Annotated in this window: 15 protein-coding genes; 8 read left to right on the forward strand and 7 right to left on the reverse strand. The window is 58.4% G+C overall.

Annotated elements, in window-relative coordinates; translation table 11 throughout:
- Positions 1-47 precede the first annotated feature (47 nt).
- The 8 genes from AXF19_RS06270 (at position 48) to AXF19_RS06305 (ending at position 10,428) form a co-directional block, all read left to right on the forward strand.
- Positions 48-1,334 carry an HD domain-containing protein gene (locus AXF19_RS06270; RefSeq protein WP_066846533.1) on the forward strand — a complete coding sequence of 429 codons (1,287 nt, stop codon included), beginning with the start codon at positions 48-50 and terminating at the stop codon, positions 1,332-1,334.
- Positions 1,335-1,865 carry a gamma carbonic anhydrase family protein gene (locus tag AXF19_RS06275; RefSeq protein ID WP_066846535.1) on the forward strand — a complete coding sequence of 177 codons (531 nt, stop codon included), beginning with the start codon at positions 1,335-1,337 and terminating at the stop codon, positions 1,863-1,865.
- Positions 1,865-2,278 carry a nucleoside-diphosphate kinase gene (gene ndk, locus AXF19_RS06280; protein ID WP_009441283.1) on the forward strand — a complete coding sequence of 138 codons (414 nt, stop codon included), beginning with the start codon at positions 1,865-1,867 and terminating at the stop codon, positions 2,276-2,278. The genes AXF19_RS06275 and ndk overlap by 1 nt, the downstream gene beginning before the upstream one ends.
- A gap of 75 nt (positions 2,279-2,353) precedes the next feature.
- On the forward strand, positions 2,354-2,863 hold the full coding sequence (locus AXF19_RS06285) for a cob(I)yrinic acid a,c-diamide adenosyltransferase (protein ID WP_066846536.1): 510 nt from the start codon (positions 2,354-2,356) through the stop codon (positions 2,861-2,863).
- The gene (gene polA / locus AXF19_RS06290) at positions 2,860-5,493 is read left to right on the forward strand and encodes a DNA polymerase I (RefSeq protein ID WP_066846538.1); all 2,634 of its coding nucleotides are present in this window, start codon (positions 2,860-2,862) and stop codon (positions 5,491-5,493) included. Before AXF19_RS06285 ends, polA begins: the two co-directional genes overlap by 4 nt.
- On the forward strand, positions 5,494-6,099 hold the full coding sequence (coaE, locus tag AXF19_RS06295; protein ID WP_066846540.1) for a dephospho-CoA kinase: 606 nt from the start codon (positions 5,494-5,496) through the stop codon (positions 6,097-6,099).
- Entirely contained in the window at positions 6,086-6,661 is a 576-nt protein-coding gene (locus AXF19_RS06300; RefSeq protein ID WP_066846542.1) for a lytic transglycosylase domain-containing protein, read from the forward strand. Before coaE ends, AXF19_RS06300 begins: the two co-directional genes overlap by 14 nt.
- Complete coding sequence (locus AXF19_RS06305) at positions 6,658-10,428, forward strand: PolC-type DNA polymerase III (protein WP_066846544.1); 3,771 nt, start codon at positions 6,658-6,660, stop codon at positions 10,426-10,428. The genes AXF19_RS06300 and AXF19_RS06305 overlap by 4 nt, the downstream gene beginning before the upstream one ends.
- Positions 10,429-10,483: 55 nt before the next feature.
- Here the strand turns inward: AXF19_RS06305 and AXF19_RS06310 are convergent, their stop codons facing one another.
- The 7 genes from AXF19_RS06310 to AXF19_RS06335 all read right to left on the reverse strand — a co-directional run bounded on the left by AXF19_RS06310 (position 10,484) and on the right by AXF19_RS06335 (position 14,504).
- Positions 10,484-11,137 carry an HNH endonuclease gene (locus AXF19_RS06310; RefSeq protein ID WP_066846546.1) on the reverse strand — a complete coding sequence of 218 codons (654 nt, stop codon included), beginning with the start codon at positions 11,135-11,137 and terminating at the stop codon, positions 10,484-10,486.
- Position 11,138: 1 nt separating this feature from the next.
- Positions 11,139-12,029: an AAA family ATPase gene (locus AXF19_RS06315; RefSeq protein ID WP_084784783.1), complete on the reverse strand. Its 891-nt coding sequence runs from the start codon at positions 12,027-12,029 to the stop codon at positions 11,139-11,141.
- 56 nt (positions 12,030-12,085) lie between these two features.
- Positions 12,086-13,246: a site-specific integrase gene (locus AXF19_RS06320; protein ID WP_066846548.1), complete on the reverse strand. Its 1,161-nt coding sequence runs from the start codon at positions 13,244-13,246 to the stop codon at positions 12,086-12,088.
- A gap of 116 nt (positions 13,247-13,362) precedes the next feature.
- Complete coding sequence (locus AXF19_RS14710; RefSeq protein WP_216634983.1) at positions 13,363-13,539, reverse strand: XRE family transcriptional regulator; 177 nt, start codon at positions 13,537-13,539, stop codon at positions 13,363-13,365.
- On the reverse strand, positions 13,536-13,880 hold the full coding sequence (locus tag AXF19_RS06325) for a type II toxin-antitoxin system RelE/ParE family toxin (protein ID WP_066846560.1): 345 nt from the start codon (positions 13,878-13,880) through the stop codon (positions 13,536-13,538). Before AXF19_RS06325 ends, AXF19_RS14710 begins: the two co-directional genes overlap by 4 nt.
- Before the next feature lie 133 nt (positions 13,881-14,013).
- Positions 14,014-14,226 carry a hypothetical protein gene (locus AXF19_RS06330; RefSeq protein WP_066846563.1) on the reverse strand — a complete coding sequence of 71 codons (213 nt, stop codon included), beginning with the start codon at positions 14,224-14,226 and terminating at the stop codon, positions 14,014-14,016.
- A 14-nt stretch (positions 14,227-14,240) separates the two neighbouring features.
- Positions 14,241-14,504 (reverse strand): type II toxin-antitoxin system RelE family toxin, encoded by a 264-nt coding sequence (locus AXF19_RS06335; RefSeq protein WP_066846567.1) that lies wholly within the window; start codon positions 14,502-14,504, stop codon positions 14,241-14,243.
- Between the last annotated feature and the right edge of the window lie 46 nt (positions 14,505-14,550).

Consider the following 14,550-nt stretch of genomic DNA (forward strand, 5'->3'; position numbering starts at 1 on the left):
CGCACGGTGATGCTTTTTTGTTTGCTCCGAAGATAGGGGGTGAGGCGATGCGCGAGGAGGAATTTGTGCGCGCGCTGCGGGATATAGGCGCACGCGTCTTTCGCGTCGGCGGCTGCGTGCGCGATCATTTTCGCGGTGCCCAGGCAAAGGATGTCGACTATGCCGTGACGGGCATTGCCGAGGAGCGTTTTCATGCACTCTTTCCGCATGCGGAAAAGATTGGAAAGGCGTTCCCCGTCTATCACGTGCGCGTGGACGGCGTGCGCCGCGAGGTGGCGTTTGCGCGCAGGGAACGCAAGACGGGTGCAGGCTATCGCGGCTTCGATGTTGCGTTCGACCCTACTGTGACGATTGAGGAGGATCTCTATCGGCGCGACACGCGGATGAATGCGATGGCGCTTGAGCTGCCCTCGGGGGCGCTGCTCGATCCCTACGGCGGGCGTGCCAATCTCGCAGCGGGTGTGATTTGTGCGGTCTCGGAACACTTTACGGATGATCCCGTACGAGCCCTGCGCGCCGCGCGGCAGGCGGCAGAGTTCGGCTATCGCGTGGAGGAAGGAACGCTTCTCTATATGCGTGCATGCGCGGATGAATTGCGCCGCGAGCCGACGGAGCGATTGATGGCGGAGCTGCGGCGTGCGCTTGCTGCACCGCGCCCCTCTGTGTTCTTCCGCGTGCTGCGGGCAGCCGATCTCCTCGCCGTGACCTTTCCCGAGATCGCCGCGCTCGAGGGACAGGTGCAGCCCGTAGAGTTTCACCCAGAGGGCGATGCCCTCGCACATACGCTTGCAATGGTGGATGCCGTTGCCGAGGAAACGGAGGATATACGCACGCGCTTTGCCGCGCTCGTCCACGACCTCGGCAAGAGCCTCACGCCGAAGGAGATGCTGCCGCATCACTACGGACACGAAAAGACGGGGCTCACGGCGCTCGCCGCGTGGAACAGGCGCATGACGCTCCCACACGACTGGATGAAGGCGGCATCGTTTGTGATTCGTCAGCATATGCGTGCGCCGCGCCTCACGCGTCTCGGCAAGATCGTCGACCTCCTGCTCGGCGTTGGCGCGTCGGGGCTGTCGATGGCAGCGTTCAACATTATCATCCGCGCCGACCACGGTTCTCTGCCACCCTATCTCGCACACGGCGCGGCGGCTCTCCGCACCATGCAGACCATCACAGGCCGCTCCGCTCCGACAGACCTCGCGGGTGCGGAGATTGGAATCTGGCTGCGCGAGCAACGCGTGCGAATACTGAAAAAATTCTTGTTGGAGAATGAAAAGGCGTGGTATAATACATCTGAGCAGAATGAACAGAATACGAAGGAGGCGGAATAGATGGATAAGATCATCCTGCCCTATCGGGGCAAGACTCCCGTGATTGATCCGTCCGCATTCATTGCGCCGTCGGCGGCTGTCATCGGAGACGTGACAGTCGGCGCCGGCTCGAGCATTTGGTTCGGTGCTGTGGTGCGCGGCGATTTTCAGCCGATTACCATCGGTGAGAATACGAACATCCAGGAGAACGCGACGGTTCACGTCATGTGCGACGTACCTGTGTGCATCGGGAACAATGTCCTCATTGGGCACAATGCAGTCGTGCATTGCAGCCGGATTGGGGATAATACCCTCATCGGCATGGGCTCGATCGTCATGGGCTACTCCGAGATCGGCGAGAACGTCGTCATCGGTGCGGGCACCTTCCTGCCGCAGCACAAGAAGATTCCGTCGAACTCGCTTGTATTCGGCAACCCTGCTCAGATCGTGCGCGCGCTGCGCGACGATGAGATCGAGGCGCTGCGGGCGGCGGCGGAGAACTACGCCGGGCTCGGAGCGGAGTACAAACGTATTATTGAGGAGATGAAGTAATGGAACAAACTCTGGTTCTCATCAAACCGGATGCCGTCGGGGCACACCACATTGGAGACATTACAAAGGCGTATGAGGAGGCAGGGCTTCAGATTCGCGCGATGAAGATGATGCAGATGACGGATCGCATTGCGCGCATTCACTACGCGGAGCATCTTGAGAAGCCGTTCTACGGCGAGCTCTCCGCGTTCATGACCTCCGCGCCGCTCGTGGCGATGGTGCTCGCGGGCGAAAATGCGATTGCGCGCGTGCGCGAACTCCACGGTGCGACGAATCCGGCGAATGCGGCGGATGGCACGATTCGCAAGCGCTTTGCAAAGAACGGGAGCGAGAACGCGGTGCACGCGTCCGACAGCCCCGAGAGCGCTGCGCGCGAGGTGCACATCTTCTTCAGTGAGACGGAGATTTTCTAAAAAATTTTGCTTTCGATTGCCCGGTCGCACCTCTCTGCGCGACTGGGTACATTTATCCACAGAGGAGGAAGTACAATGAGTGTTGTGACAAAAACCGGTGATCAGGGACAGACGAGCCTTTTTACGGGTGAGCGCATCGCGAAGGACGACGCACGCGTCGAGGTCTACGGCAAGGTCGACAGCCTCGGCTCTGCGCTCGGCATGGCACGCGCGTTTGCGACGAACAAGCGCGTGAAGGACGACATCCTCGCCGTGCAGAAGCAGCTCGGCATGCTAATGGCGGACTTCGCGAGCCGCAACAAGCCGCCCCGTGTTACGGCGGAGATGATCGCGGGGATTGAGGCGGAGATTGCAGACATCGAGGAGAGTCTGCCCGCACTCAAGGAGTTTGTCATCCCCGGCGACAAGAAGTCGAGTGCGATGCTCGATCTGGCGCGTACGGTGGCACGCGAGGCGGAGCGTCGCGCATGGACACTTGCACGGCGCGGCAGCGTGGCGGATGTCGACCTGCAGTACCTCAACCGCATCTCTGATTACTGCTTCGTCCTCATGCGTCTCGAGGACGAGGACAAGCCGAACCTGTGAGCCGGGAAAAATTTGCCGTTCTCGACGGGAGCAGCCTTTTCTTTCGCGCGTTCTACGCGCTGCAGCTCCCGCCGAATGCGCGCGGCGTCCACACGAATGCCGTGCACGGCTTTGCAATGATGCTCGTAAAGCTCCTGAAGGAGCTCGCGCCGACGCAGATTGTCATCGCGTTTGACAAGAGCCGCACGACGTTCCGCACGACGCTTTATCCGGAGTACAAGGGAACGCGCGACAAGACCCCCGAAGAGCTGATCGCACAGATTCCACTTCTGAAGGAGCTGGCGGGGACGCTCGGCATTCCCTTCCTCGAGCTGGATGACTACGAGGCAGACGACATCATCGGTACGCTTGCAACGCAGGCAGCTGCGGAGGACGTGGAGACTGTCGTTGTGACGGGAGACCGCGACGCCCTGCAGCTCATCCGCACGAATCTCACCGTCGTCCTGACGAAAAAGGGGATCAGCGACACGCGCCGCTACGATACGGCGGCGTTCGAGGAGGAGTACGGCTTCGCGCCGATTCGTCTCATCGACCTGAAGGGGCTGATGGGGGACAGCTCGGATAACATTCCGGGCGTACCCGGCGTGGGTCCCAAGACCGCGACGAAACTGCTCCTGCAATATGAGAGCATCGAGAACGTGCTCGACCACGCAGCCGAGGTCAGCGGGAAAAAACTCAGCGCCTCGCTTGTGGAGTATCGGGATCAGGCTCTGCTCTCGAAGCAGCTCGCGACAATCGAATGCAATGTGCCGGAACTCCGTTATGAAGCGGAGGGCTTTCGCATGCAGCCCGACCGCACAGCGCTCGATGCGTTCTGCCGGGAGTACGAGCTGCGGACAGTAGGGCGCGCGTTCTCGGATTATCTCTCTGCATCTGCACCGGCGTACAGCGTCGAGCAGTCGCTCTTTGGAGAGGAGACCGCAGCCGCTGCACAGGTAAACCTCGATGCAGAGGCGTTTTCCGTTGCCGACCTCGCATCGCTGCGCACGGCGGAGGAGATTGCCGTCGGCGCGGTATTCAGCGGCACGGCGCCCTTTGTGCAGATCGACGTACTCGCCCTTTCCTACGGGGCGGAGCGGCGCGTGCTGCGCGCAGACGCGTCGGAGTTTTCCACCGTATGCGCTGTGCTTGCGGAGCGTCCCGTCGTACTCTGGAATGCAAAGCGCTATGCGCAGGCGGGACTTTCCGTCGGCACGAATATCTTTGATCTCGAGCTGGCGGACTACCTCCTGCGCCCCGAGGAGAACAAGCGTGACCTCGCGCGCGCGGCATTTGCCCACAGCGCGGACTTTCCTGCTGTCCCCGAAGAGGCGACACAGGAGCAGCGCGCCGTGCATGAGGCGCTCACGGCCGCGCATCTCGCCGAACCTATGCGGGCAGCGCTCGATGGGGCGGGGCTCACACGCCTCTATCGGGGCATCGAACTGCCGCTTGTACCCGTGCTCGCGTCGATGGAGCAGACGGGCATCTATGTGAACCGCGCGGCACTCGAGCGCGAGCTGACGGCGGCGAATGCGCGTATCGAGGCGCTCGTCACGGAGATTCACGCGCTCGCGGGCACGGAGTTCAACATCAGCTCGCCCAAGCAGCTCGGTGAGATTCTCTTTGAGCGTCTCGGGCTCGCAGAGGGGAGCAAGATCAAGAAGACGAAGACGGGCTACTCGACGAACGCCGAGACGCTCGAGGAGCTGCGCGACCGACATCCCATCGTGGACAAGGTGCTGACCTACCGCATGTGGACGAAGCTGCGCTCGACCTATCTCGAGGGCATCGGTGCGCTCATCCGTCCTGCAACGGGACGCGTGCACACGAGCTTCAACCAGACGGTGACGGCGACGGGGCGGCTCTCAAGCTCCGACCCGAATCTCCAAAACATCCCCGTGCGCACGGAGGAGGGGCGCGCCGTACGTGCGCTCTTTACGCCGGGTGCGGGTTATGATGCGCTGCTTTCGGCGGACTACTCGCAGATCGAGCTGCGCATCCTCGCCCATATGTCGGGCGACGAAACGATGATAGACGCCTTCCGCAGCGGTCAGGACATCCACGCACGCACGGCGTCGGAGGTGTTCGGCGTGCCTCTAGACGAGGTGACGGGGGAACAGCGCCGTAGGGCAAAGGCGGTCAACTTCGGCATCGTCTACGGTCTGAGTGACTACGGACTCTCGCGTGACCTCGGCATTTCACGCAAGGAGGCGGGGGGATACATCGAGCGCTACTTCGAGCGCTATCATGGCGTGCGCGCCTTCCTCGACAAGATGGTTGCGGATGCGCATGCAAACGGCTATGTCACGACCCTTTACGGACGGCGGCGCGACCTGCCCGCCATCAACAGCCGCAATTTCATGCAGCGCTCCTTTGCCGAGCGCATGGCGATGAATACGCCGATCCAGGGCACGGCGGCGGATCTCATCAAGATTGCGATGATTCGCGCCTATGACGCGCTGCGTGCGGCGGGCGTGAAGAGCCGCATCCTCCTGCAGGTGCACGACGAACTCGTGCTTGAGACGGTGGAGGCGGAGATCGCGCAGATCACGGAGATCCTGCGCGCGGCGATGAGCGGCGCGGCGGAGCTCGCCGTGCCGCTCGCCGTGGATGTGCACGTCGGGAAGAACTGGGCGGAGGCGAAGTAGGTGAAGATCATCGGTCTGACGGGCGGCATCGCCTGCGGCAAGTCCACCGTCAGCACAGAGCTGCGTGCCCTCGGCGCGGCGATCATCGACGCGGATGCGCTCGCGCATGAGCTCTCGCAGCCGGGACAGCCGATCTTCAACGCATATGTGGAACGCTTTGGCAGGGAGATTGTGACGGCGGGCGGCACGCTCGACCGCGCAGCAATCGCCGCGCGCGTCTTTGCCGACCCTGCCGTGCGCGCGGAGGTGGATGCCATTGCGCATCCCCTCATCCGCACAGCGGCAGAGGAGCGTCTGCGTGCGGCACGCGCGCAGAACAAAATGGCAGCGGTACTGGATGTGCCGCTGCTCTTTGAGGCGGGCTGGGATGCGCTCGCCGATGAGGTATGGGTTGTTGCGCTCCCGGCGGAGGAGCAGCTCGCGCGTCTTCTCGCGCGGGATAAGTCGATGAGCGAGGGAGAGGCGCGGGCACGCATCTCCGCTCAGATGCCGCTCGCAGAGAAATGTGCACGCGCAGACATCGTCATCGACAACACGGGAACACCGGGAGAAACACGGGAATGTATTGAACAACTTTGGAGGGAACGGATCATTGGGCGTTCGTAATCTGCGGAGCGTGTTCTGGTGGGGGCTGCGCGCACTCGTCGTCGCCGTCATCGTCTTTGTCATCGTCGGCGGCTGGGGCTGGGTGGAGCGCAGCTACATCTACCCCTACGACTACCGCAGCTACATCGAGACGAGCGCCGCACACTACCGCGCCGACCCCTACCTCGTTGCTGCCGTCATCAAGCACGAGAGCAAATTTCAGACACGCGCCCGCTCCGACGGCGGTGCGCTCGGGCTCATGCAGCTCATGCCGCAGACGGCAGCGTGGATTGCGCGTCAGCTCGACGAACCTTTTACCGAGGACTATCTCTACGACCCCGCGCTCAACATCCGCTATGGCGTCTGGTATCTCGCGGAGCTCGAAAATGAGTTCGGCGGCAACGACATCCTCGCGCTTGCGGCGTACAATGCGGGGCGTGGCAACGTGCGCGACTGGATGGAGCGCTATCATTGGAACGATCAGTTTGACGAGATCGAGGCGATTCCCTACCCCGAGACGCGGCTCTACGTGCGCCGCGTGCTCGAGGACAGGGAGCAGTATAAGAGGCTCTACGACGAATGAACAAGACCTATCGGATTCTACCAAGCGCGGAGGACATGCTCCTCCGCCTCCTGCGCGGGCTCGCCCTCTCCGACGAGGAGCGGGCGCTTTTGCGTGCGTGCGCGCTGCGTCACGTCGAGGTCTCGGCAGAGGAAAATACGTGGGAGCTTGTCATCGGCACGCCTGCCGTCCTCGATGAGGAGCTGATCGCCGCGATGGCACGGCAGGTCGAGGAGAACTACGGGCTCGCGGGCGCGTACGTGCAGCAGAACGTCGTTGCGCTCGCACCCGCTATTGCGCCGCTCTGGGAGCGCGTCGTGCGCGAGGCAGCGGGGGAGGACGCCGTGCTCTTTCACACGCTGCGTCAGGCGGAGTACGCGGTCGACGGCAACATCATCCGTCTCTCTGCGCCGGGCACATTCGGCGTGGAGCTGTTCGCGCAGAGCGCCGTTGCAAAGCGCGTGGAGGCTGCTGTCCGCACGCACGTCGGCTGTGCCTGCCAGGTCGTCTGCATGGAATGCGCGCTCGGCGAGATGTCAGCCCCGGATTGGACACCGCCGCCCATGCCTGCGCCCGTGAAAAGGGAAGCACCTGCCGCCTCTGCCTCCGCACGCGCTGCAAAGGGCGCAAAAACCAAGGAAGTGCCCGCAGGCGTTATCATTGGGCGCGGCGTATCGGGTGAGGCACGCGAGCTCGGTGTGATCGAGGACGAGGTGAAGAACATCGTCCTCGAGGGCGAGATCTTCTCCCCACAGGCGAACAAGCTCAAATCGGGCGCGTACATCCTCCTGCTGAAATTTGCCGATAAGACGAACGGCATTGCGTGCAAAAAGTTCTTCGGCGTGCGCGGCAAGACGACGCAGGAGGACATCGACGCAGAGGTCGACCGCATCCTCAAGGCGATCGGCAAGGGCTGCGCCGTCCGCATCCAGGGCAAGATCGAATACGATAAATTCGTCAGCGACTACGTTCTTTTCATCGACTCCATCGAAAAACGCAATGTGCCGCAGCGTGAGGACACGGCAGAGGTGAAGCGCGTCGAGCTGCACGCGCATACGAAGATGAGCGCGCTCGATGCCGTTGTCCCGCCAAAGGTGCTTGTCGAGACAGCAGCGCGTTGGGGCTGGCCGGCGGTCGCCATCACGGATCACGGCGTCGTGCAGGCATTCCCCGAGGCGATGAACACGGCACGCGCCCTCAAGAAGAAGGGCGTCGATATCAAGATCATCTACGGCATGGAGGGCTATCTCCTCGACAAGCCCGAGGATCAGCGCGCGCATCACATCATCTTCCTCGCGCAGAACAAGACGGGACTCTACAACCTCTACAAGCTCGTCTCCCTCTCGCACATCCGCTATTTCCGTGGCACGAAGAAGCGCGGGCGCCCGTGCGTGCCGCGCGCCATTCTTGAGCAGTACCGCGAGGGGCTGATCGTCGGCTCTGCGTGCGAGGCGGGCGAGCTGATCCGCAGTATCGTCGCGGGGCGTCCCGACGAGGAAGTTGAGGAAATCGCGAAATTCTATGACTTCCTCGAGATTCAGCCCATCCATAACAACGACTTTTTGAAAATCGACGATCGCTTCCCGATTCACACGGATGAGGATCTGAGGGACATCAACCGCAAGGTGGACGCGCTCGCAAAAAAGCTCGACAAAATGCTGATTGCGACCTGTGACGTGCACTTCCTCAACCCCGAGGATGCCGTCTATCGCGCCATGCTGCAAAAGGCGAACGGCTACCGCGACGCGGATCGTCAGCCGCCGCTCTATCTGCGTACGACGGACGAAATGCTTGCGGAGTTCGACTATCTTGGCGTGGAGCGCGCCTATGAGTGCGTTGTGACGAATCCGCGCAGGATCGCCGAGAGTGTCGAGCATTTCCTCCCCATCCCCGACGAGCTCTATGCACCGACCGTGCCGGGCGCGGACCGTGAGATTCAGGAGATGTCGTACGCGCGCGCGCGCAAGCTCTACGGCGAGAATCTGCCGCAGATTGTGACGGATCGTCTCGAGCTCGAGTTGAAACCGATCCTCCGGCACGGATTCTCGGCGCTCTACATCATTGCGCAGCGCCTCGTCAAGAAGTCAAACGACGACGGCTACCTCGTCGGCTCGCGCGGTTCGGTCGGCTCATCCTTTGTCGCGACCATGATCGGCGTCACCGAGGTCAACCCGCTACCGCCGCACTATCGCTGCCGCCACTGCCAATACAACAAATTCATCGACGACGGCTCCGTCGGGAGCGGCTTTGACCTGCCGTCGATGGACTGCCCCGTCTGCGGCACGCCGCTCACGAAGGACGGGCATAACATCCCGTTTGCGGTCTTTCTGGGGTTTGACGGCGACAAGGTTCCCGATATCGACCTCAACTTCTCGGGTGACTATCAGCCGACCGCGCACAAGTACACCGAGGTGCTCTTCGGCAAGATGAACGTCTTCCGCGCGGGCACGATCTCGGGCTTGCAGGACAAGAACGCGTACGGCTACGCCATGCACTACTATGAGGATCAGGGCGAGACGAAGGGGCGTCCGTACATCGAGCATATGATGCGCGGCTGCATGGGGGTCAAGGCGACCACGGGGCAGCACGCGGGGGGCATCATGGTCGTGCCGCGTGACATGGACGTACACTACTTCACGCCCATCCAGCGTCCCGCGAACAACATGGAGTCCGACACACTCACCACCCATTTCGACTATCATTCCATCAGCGAGCGTCTCGTCAAGCTCGACATCCTCGGGCACGATGACCCGACCGTCATCAAGATGCTCGAGGAGCTGACCCACCGCGATCCTGAGACCATCCCCTTCGACGATCCCGCCACCATGTCCATCTTCACCTCGACCGAGGCGCTCGGCATCACGCCCGAGGAGCTCGGCGCGAACATGGGCACGTACGGCATTCCGGAGTTCCGCACCTCGTTTACGCAGAAGATGATCGACGACTCGAACCCCGACTGCTTCGCCGATCTCGTGCGCATCTCGGGATTCTCCCACGGCACGAACGTCTGGCTCGGCAACGCGCAGGATCTCATCAAGGCGGGGACGAGTACGCTGAAGGACGCGATCTCCGCGCGCGACGACATCATGAACTACCTCATGCAGAACGGCATCGAGCCGCTCCTCTCGTTCAAGACCATGGAGAACGTGCGCAAGGGGAGGGGCATCGCGAAGGATGTTGAGGAGACGCTACGTGCGGGCGGCATCCCCGAGTGGTACATCGAGTCCTGCCAGAAGATCAAATACCTTTTCCCGCGCGCCCACGCGACTGCATACGTCATGATGGGCTACCGCATTGCATTCTGCAAGGTGCACTATCCGCTCGCCTACTACGCCGCCTACTTCTCCATTCGCGCAGCGGAATTCGATGCGAACATCATCGCGAAGGGACAGGCGGCGGTCAAGGCGGCAATCGACGCACTGAACGCCGAAGCGCGCGAGCATCGCGGCAAGCTCGACAACAAGAAGCAGGATATCCTGATCGTACTGCAGCTGGCGTGGGAAATGTATCTGCGCGGCTTCTCCTGCGAACCCGTCGATCTCTACGCATCCGACGCGGAGAAATTCATCCTGCGCGAGAACTCCCTCCTCCCGCCGTTCACCGCACTCCCCGGCATGGGGCAGAAGGCGGCGCAGGCAATCGTCGAGGCGCGCCAGTACGGCCGCTTCATCTCCATCGAGGATCTTGCCACCCGCTCCCACATCCCCACCCCCGCCATCGACCTCCTGCGCATGCACGGCTGTCTCGACGGCATGATGGAGAGCAATCAGGTGGAATTGTTTGCATAAGAATAGGGGTACTGCATGAAGTCCATGTGATTTCATACAGTACCCCTATTTGTGTTTAGACGTATTCTTGAAACTCCGGGTATTCACTTTGATGTGCGCGGATGTAGTCGCGTTTGAACGCTGCAAATGCAGTCTTCGTTCTCAGGCGTGCTGCCACTTTTCTCTTTGCAACATTTGTCTTATCTTTTTGATATACACCAAGTTGCTGAAAGAAGGTTGTCATTTCTTGTTGTAAATCTTGTTTTCGTATGGTGGTTGCATTTTTGCGAATGCCTGTATTTGTCTGATTGAAGGCATTGGAAATGAGCTGTGCTGTGAGCCTTGCCTTCTCCGAGGAATTACGAACGCGCACCAGTACTTCTCCATTTGCATAGATGCAGTTCAGATATTCCTCGGGATCTTCTTTACAGCAATCGATGACATTTCCCTCGTATTCGGCGTGATTCTTCATCCGATTACAGTGACCGCAGCTCCAAAACAGGTTTTCCCAATCAAATTTTCGACCAAGATATGCGCTGTCATAATGCGGAAGAAGATGTTCTACCTCACCATCCTGTAGGTCTTGCATTTCACAGATATAGCATTTCCCATGAAACACTTGCTTTAGGGCTTCAATGACATCACCGGAATTGTATTTTCCGTTTTTTCCTTTTTTTGCTTCTGTAGCTAGCGATGCAGGTGCGGGAAAAATTCGTTCACATTTTACCACCTTATGCACCCGCTTCCAGCCGTTTTTCGAGTTCCAATTTTTCTCGTTGGTAGTCTGCCATTACACTGAGCGCAAGATAGTCTGGCACTTCGTCCAGATAGGTTTCGAGTGAGCCAAGTTCTTCATAATCATCATCGTTAAAAACTTCCTTACGCGAGAGCTCTTGGAAACGACGATATTTCTTTTCCAAAGTTTCGGTTAAATCCGAGGACTCAAAATAGCCCTCGACGATACCGGAGTACGTCAAGTTGGACAGACCTTCATCGCCGCTGATGCAAAGCTTCTTTTCCAGATCATAGATGACCGTGTTTTCAGCAGAGCCAAGGACGAATGGGGAGTGTGTTGTCACAATGAATTGAATGCGTGGGAACAGTCCTGTCAGGAGGGGAAGAATGTTCTTTTGAAGGGACAGATGCAGGTGCGCATCCACCTCGTCGATGAGGACAATACCGGGGGCATCGAATGAGCCACTGTGGTTCTTCTCCATGCGGATCATCAAGTCGGCAATGATGTCCAGTACGGCAGCATAGCCACTGGAAAGCGTGTCGAAGGAAAAAGGCTCTTTTCCCGTCTCGGAGATATAAAAAGCTAAGTTTTCAATATCGAAATTGAGCATCAGGTGATCGTCTGCAAAAATCTTTCGAAGGATGTTTGTAAAATTTTCAAACCAACATACAATATCTCTTGCCTTACTTTCTTTGTTTGCAGAGTGATAGAGAGCCTCTTTTGTCTTCAGACTAACAAGATATTTTACAAAATCCTGACCAGGGTGTTCATCAATGCGATAAGAATCTTTTAGCGTTGTGTTTTCAATATATCCGATATTCTCGGCAGAAAACTCTCGTTCAGCATCATAAAATGCTATAATGACAGCCTTTTCAATCACCCCCATTCCTATATAGGGTGCAGGATTTTTTCGGTGGATTTGTCTACAACTTGTCTACAAAATTACTTGCCTACAACCTCACCGAAGATGCGAGCCGTTTCCTTTTTCATCTCGTCCGTGTCATGCGTATAGAGATTCTGCGTGATTGTCACATCGGCATGGCCGAGGCGGGCGGCTACATCGACGGGTTTTGCACCTGCTTCGATGAGTTTTGTCGCGTGCGTATGGCGGAAGCTGTGCGGGTTGAGGTGGAGATTCCGCAGCAGCGTTTCTATGCGCGCGTGCTTGTGCGGGAGTCCGCTTGGCAGGATGCAGAGGAGCGGGCGGCGGATATGGTCGGCGGGCGGGGGCAGCTTTTTCGGAAGGGTTACAAGCCTGTGATCCTCTGTCGATTCATAGGCGATTTGATACGCCTCCCCTAGGAGCATCTCTTGCTTCGCTTGTGCCGCTTTGAGCGTGCGGAGGTAGGAAAGTAACGCGGTGTCCGCATAGAAAGAACGGGCGCTTGTGGGCGTTTTCGGCGTCTCGAAGTATCCTGTCCGCTGCCGCTGGCGTACGATGGTGATTTCTCCTGTGGTGAGGTCGATATCGTCCCATGTAAGTCCGAGTGCCTCACTGAGGCGCAGCCCTGTGTGATAGAGGATTTTGTATGTGTGGTAGTATTTTTCCTCTGCGGGGATGGCGGCGAACTGCTCCGGCGTGATGATGATGCGCGGCGTTACCTTGCGCGGTGCGCTGCGGGGGATGGATATACCTGCGGCGGGGTTTGCCGTGATGAGTTCGGCGGGATAGATGGCATACTTCAGGGCGATGGAAAGGACTGCCTTTGTCTGCTGGATTGTCCCGTGGGACAGTCCCTTTCTTGCAAGTGTCTGAACCCATAGGTCGATATCGCGGGGGCGGAGTTCCTGCACGTACAGATCGCCTAGATAGGGGAGTATGCGTGATTTGACTGTATCGCGATAGCTGATATTCGTCATCCGCTTGACGTTCGGGCGCACGACGTTCCGGAGCCATGCGGCGAGGTAGTCCCGCAGCTTTACCTTCTCCGATGTGATGCCGATGTTCCCGCTTTTCCAGTCGGCATAGGCTTTTACTCCTGCGTCGAATGCTTCATCCTCTGTGGCAAAACCTCCTTTTTCTTTCATGCGGCGCGGGTTCTTCGAGATGTCGAAGCTATAGGAATAGGTGTTTCCGCGCTTTCGTATGCGTATTTTGGACATAAATAAAACCTCCTTGAAATAGGAGGCGAATCATGGTAGTATGTAGGTGCATTGGGCATGATTCGCGTCATGTCTGCCGCTCTCTCTGTTGGCGCAGGGAGGGCGGCTTTTTTGTTTTAGGCGTATGCGGGGCGGGGGGTGACCGGCGGGGTGGATGCGCGGCGGCGCTGTTCTTCCTCGGCGCGGTCAAGTGCTTCCTGTTCGGCAGATTCCTCACGCATCAAGGCATCATATTCACGCTTTACATTGGGGTCTTTTAAGAGTTCTTCACGAACTTCATGCCATGTAATCATGATGGATTCCTCCTTTGGTAGTCTGTTCGGTACTTCTTTGCAAGTTGAATTTGATTCGGCGGTGTCTTCTGTGTCTTTTTGACGAAGCCATTTGTCAAAACGGCGGTGTTGCCAACAATGAAGAAATAGAGGACACGGGCAATGTTGCTGCCGGATATGGCACGCAATTCAAAAATACCGTCCGTCAGTTCTTCGGAATATGGCATACGCAACTGAGAACCGCGTGCTTCTAGATTGTCAATGACGTATAAAACCTTCGCTTTCAGTTTATCGTCGAGCGAGAAGATGAAATCTCTTGCGGGTACAGTCCCATCTTCTTTCTCGTAGAATATGACATTCAAGGGCAGACCTCCTTTCGTCGCGTACTGTATTCCCGCCGCCTATGGGCGGCCTTTTTTTATGCCATTTTTGCGACGCTTCCAGAGACGAAGGCTAATGCAGCCTCTTTTTCTGCGATGAGGGCGGCGCATTTTGTCAATCCCAGTCAATATCTTCCATCCGTATTGTGCGCCCCTCCCTCAGATCGCGCTCGGATTCCTCCAAGTGGGCGCGTTCGGCGGGGGTGAGTTTCGTAAAATCAGGATCCCATGCAAGAACGAGACGGCGCAAAAGCTCGTATGCAAGTCCCTGCTCTGTTTCAGGCAGGGTATTATACATCATCAAAATTTCCTGTTCCTGTGCGGTCATGACAATCACCTTCCTTATTTGTAAATCCCGCCGCGTGCGCCAATGTCCCTGATATAGAGATAGGGGGCGCCGCCTTCTCTCTGCAGATAACTGTAGACGATCCGATACTTACCGATGCGCAGCCGGTACGAGGGCGGCTTCCATCCCTGCAATACCTTTATATCTCCGATGGGCGGCTGCTGAATTAAGCCGAGAATCCCTGCCTTGACGCGGCTGCGTGTAGGACGGTCGGCAGATTGTAGAAACTTCGCTGCAGAGCGTGAAAACTCTATATCCATATAATCTCCTTCTCGCTACCTAGGAGCGGTCTTTTTTTATGCCGTT

Origin of the sequence: Selenomonas sp. oral taxon 126 (assembly GCF_001683335.1) — a bacterium.
Classification (GTDB): domain Bacteria; phylum Bacillota; class Negativicutes; order Selenomonadales; family Selenomonadaceae; genus Centipeda.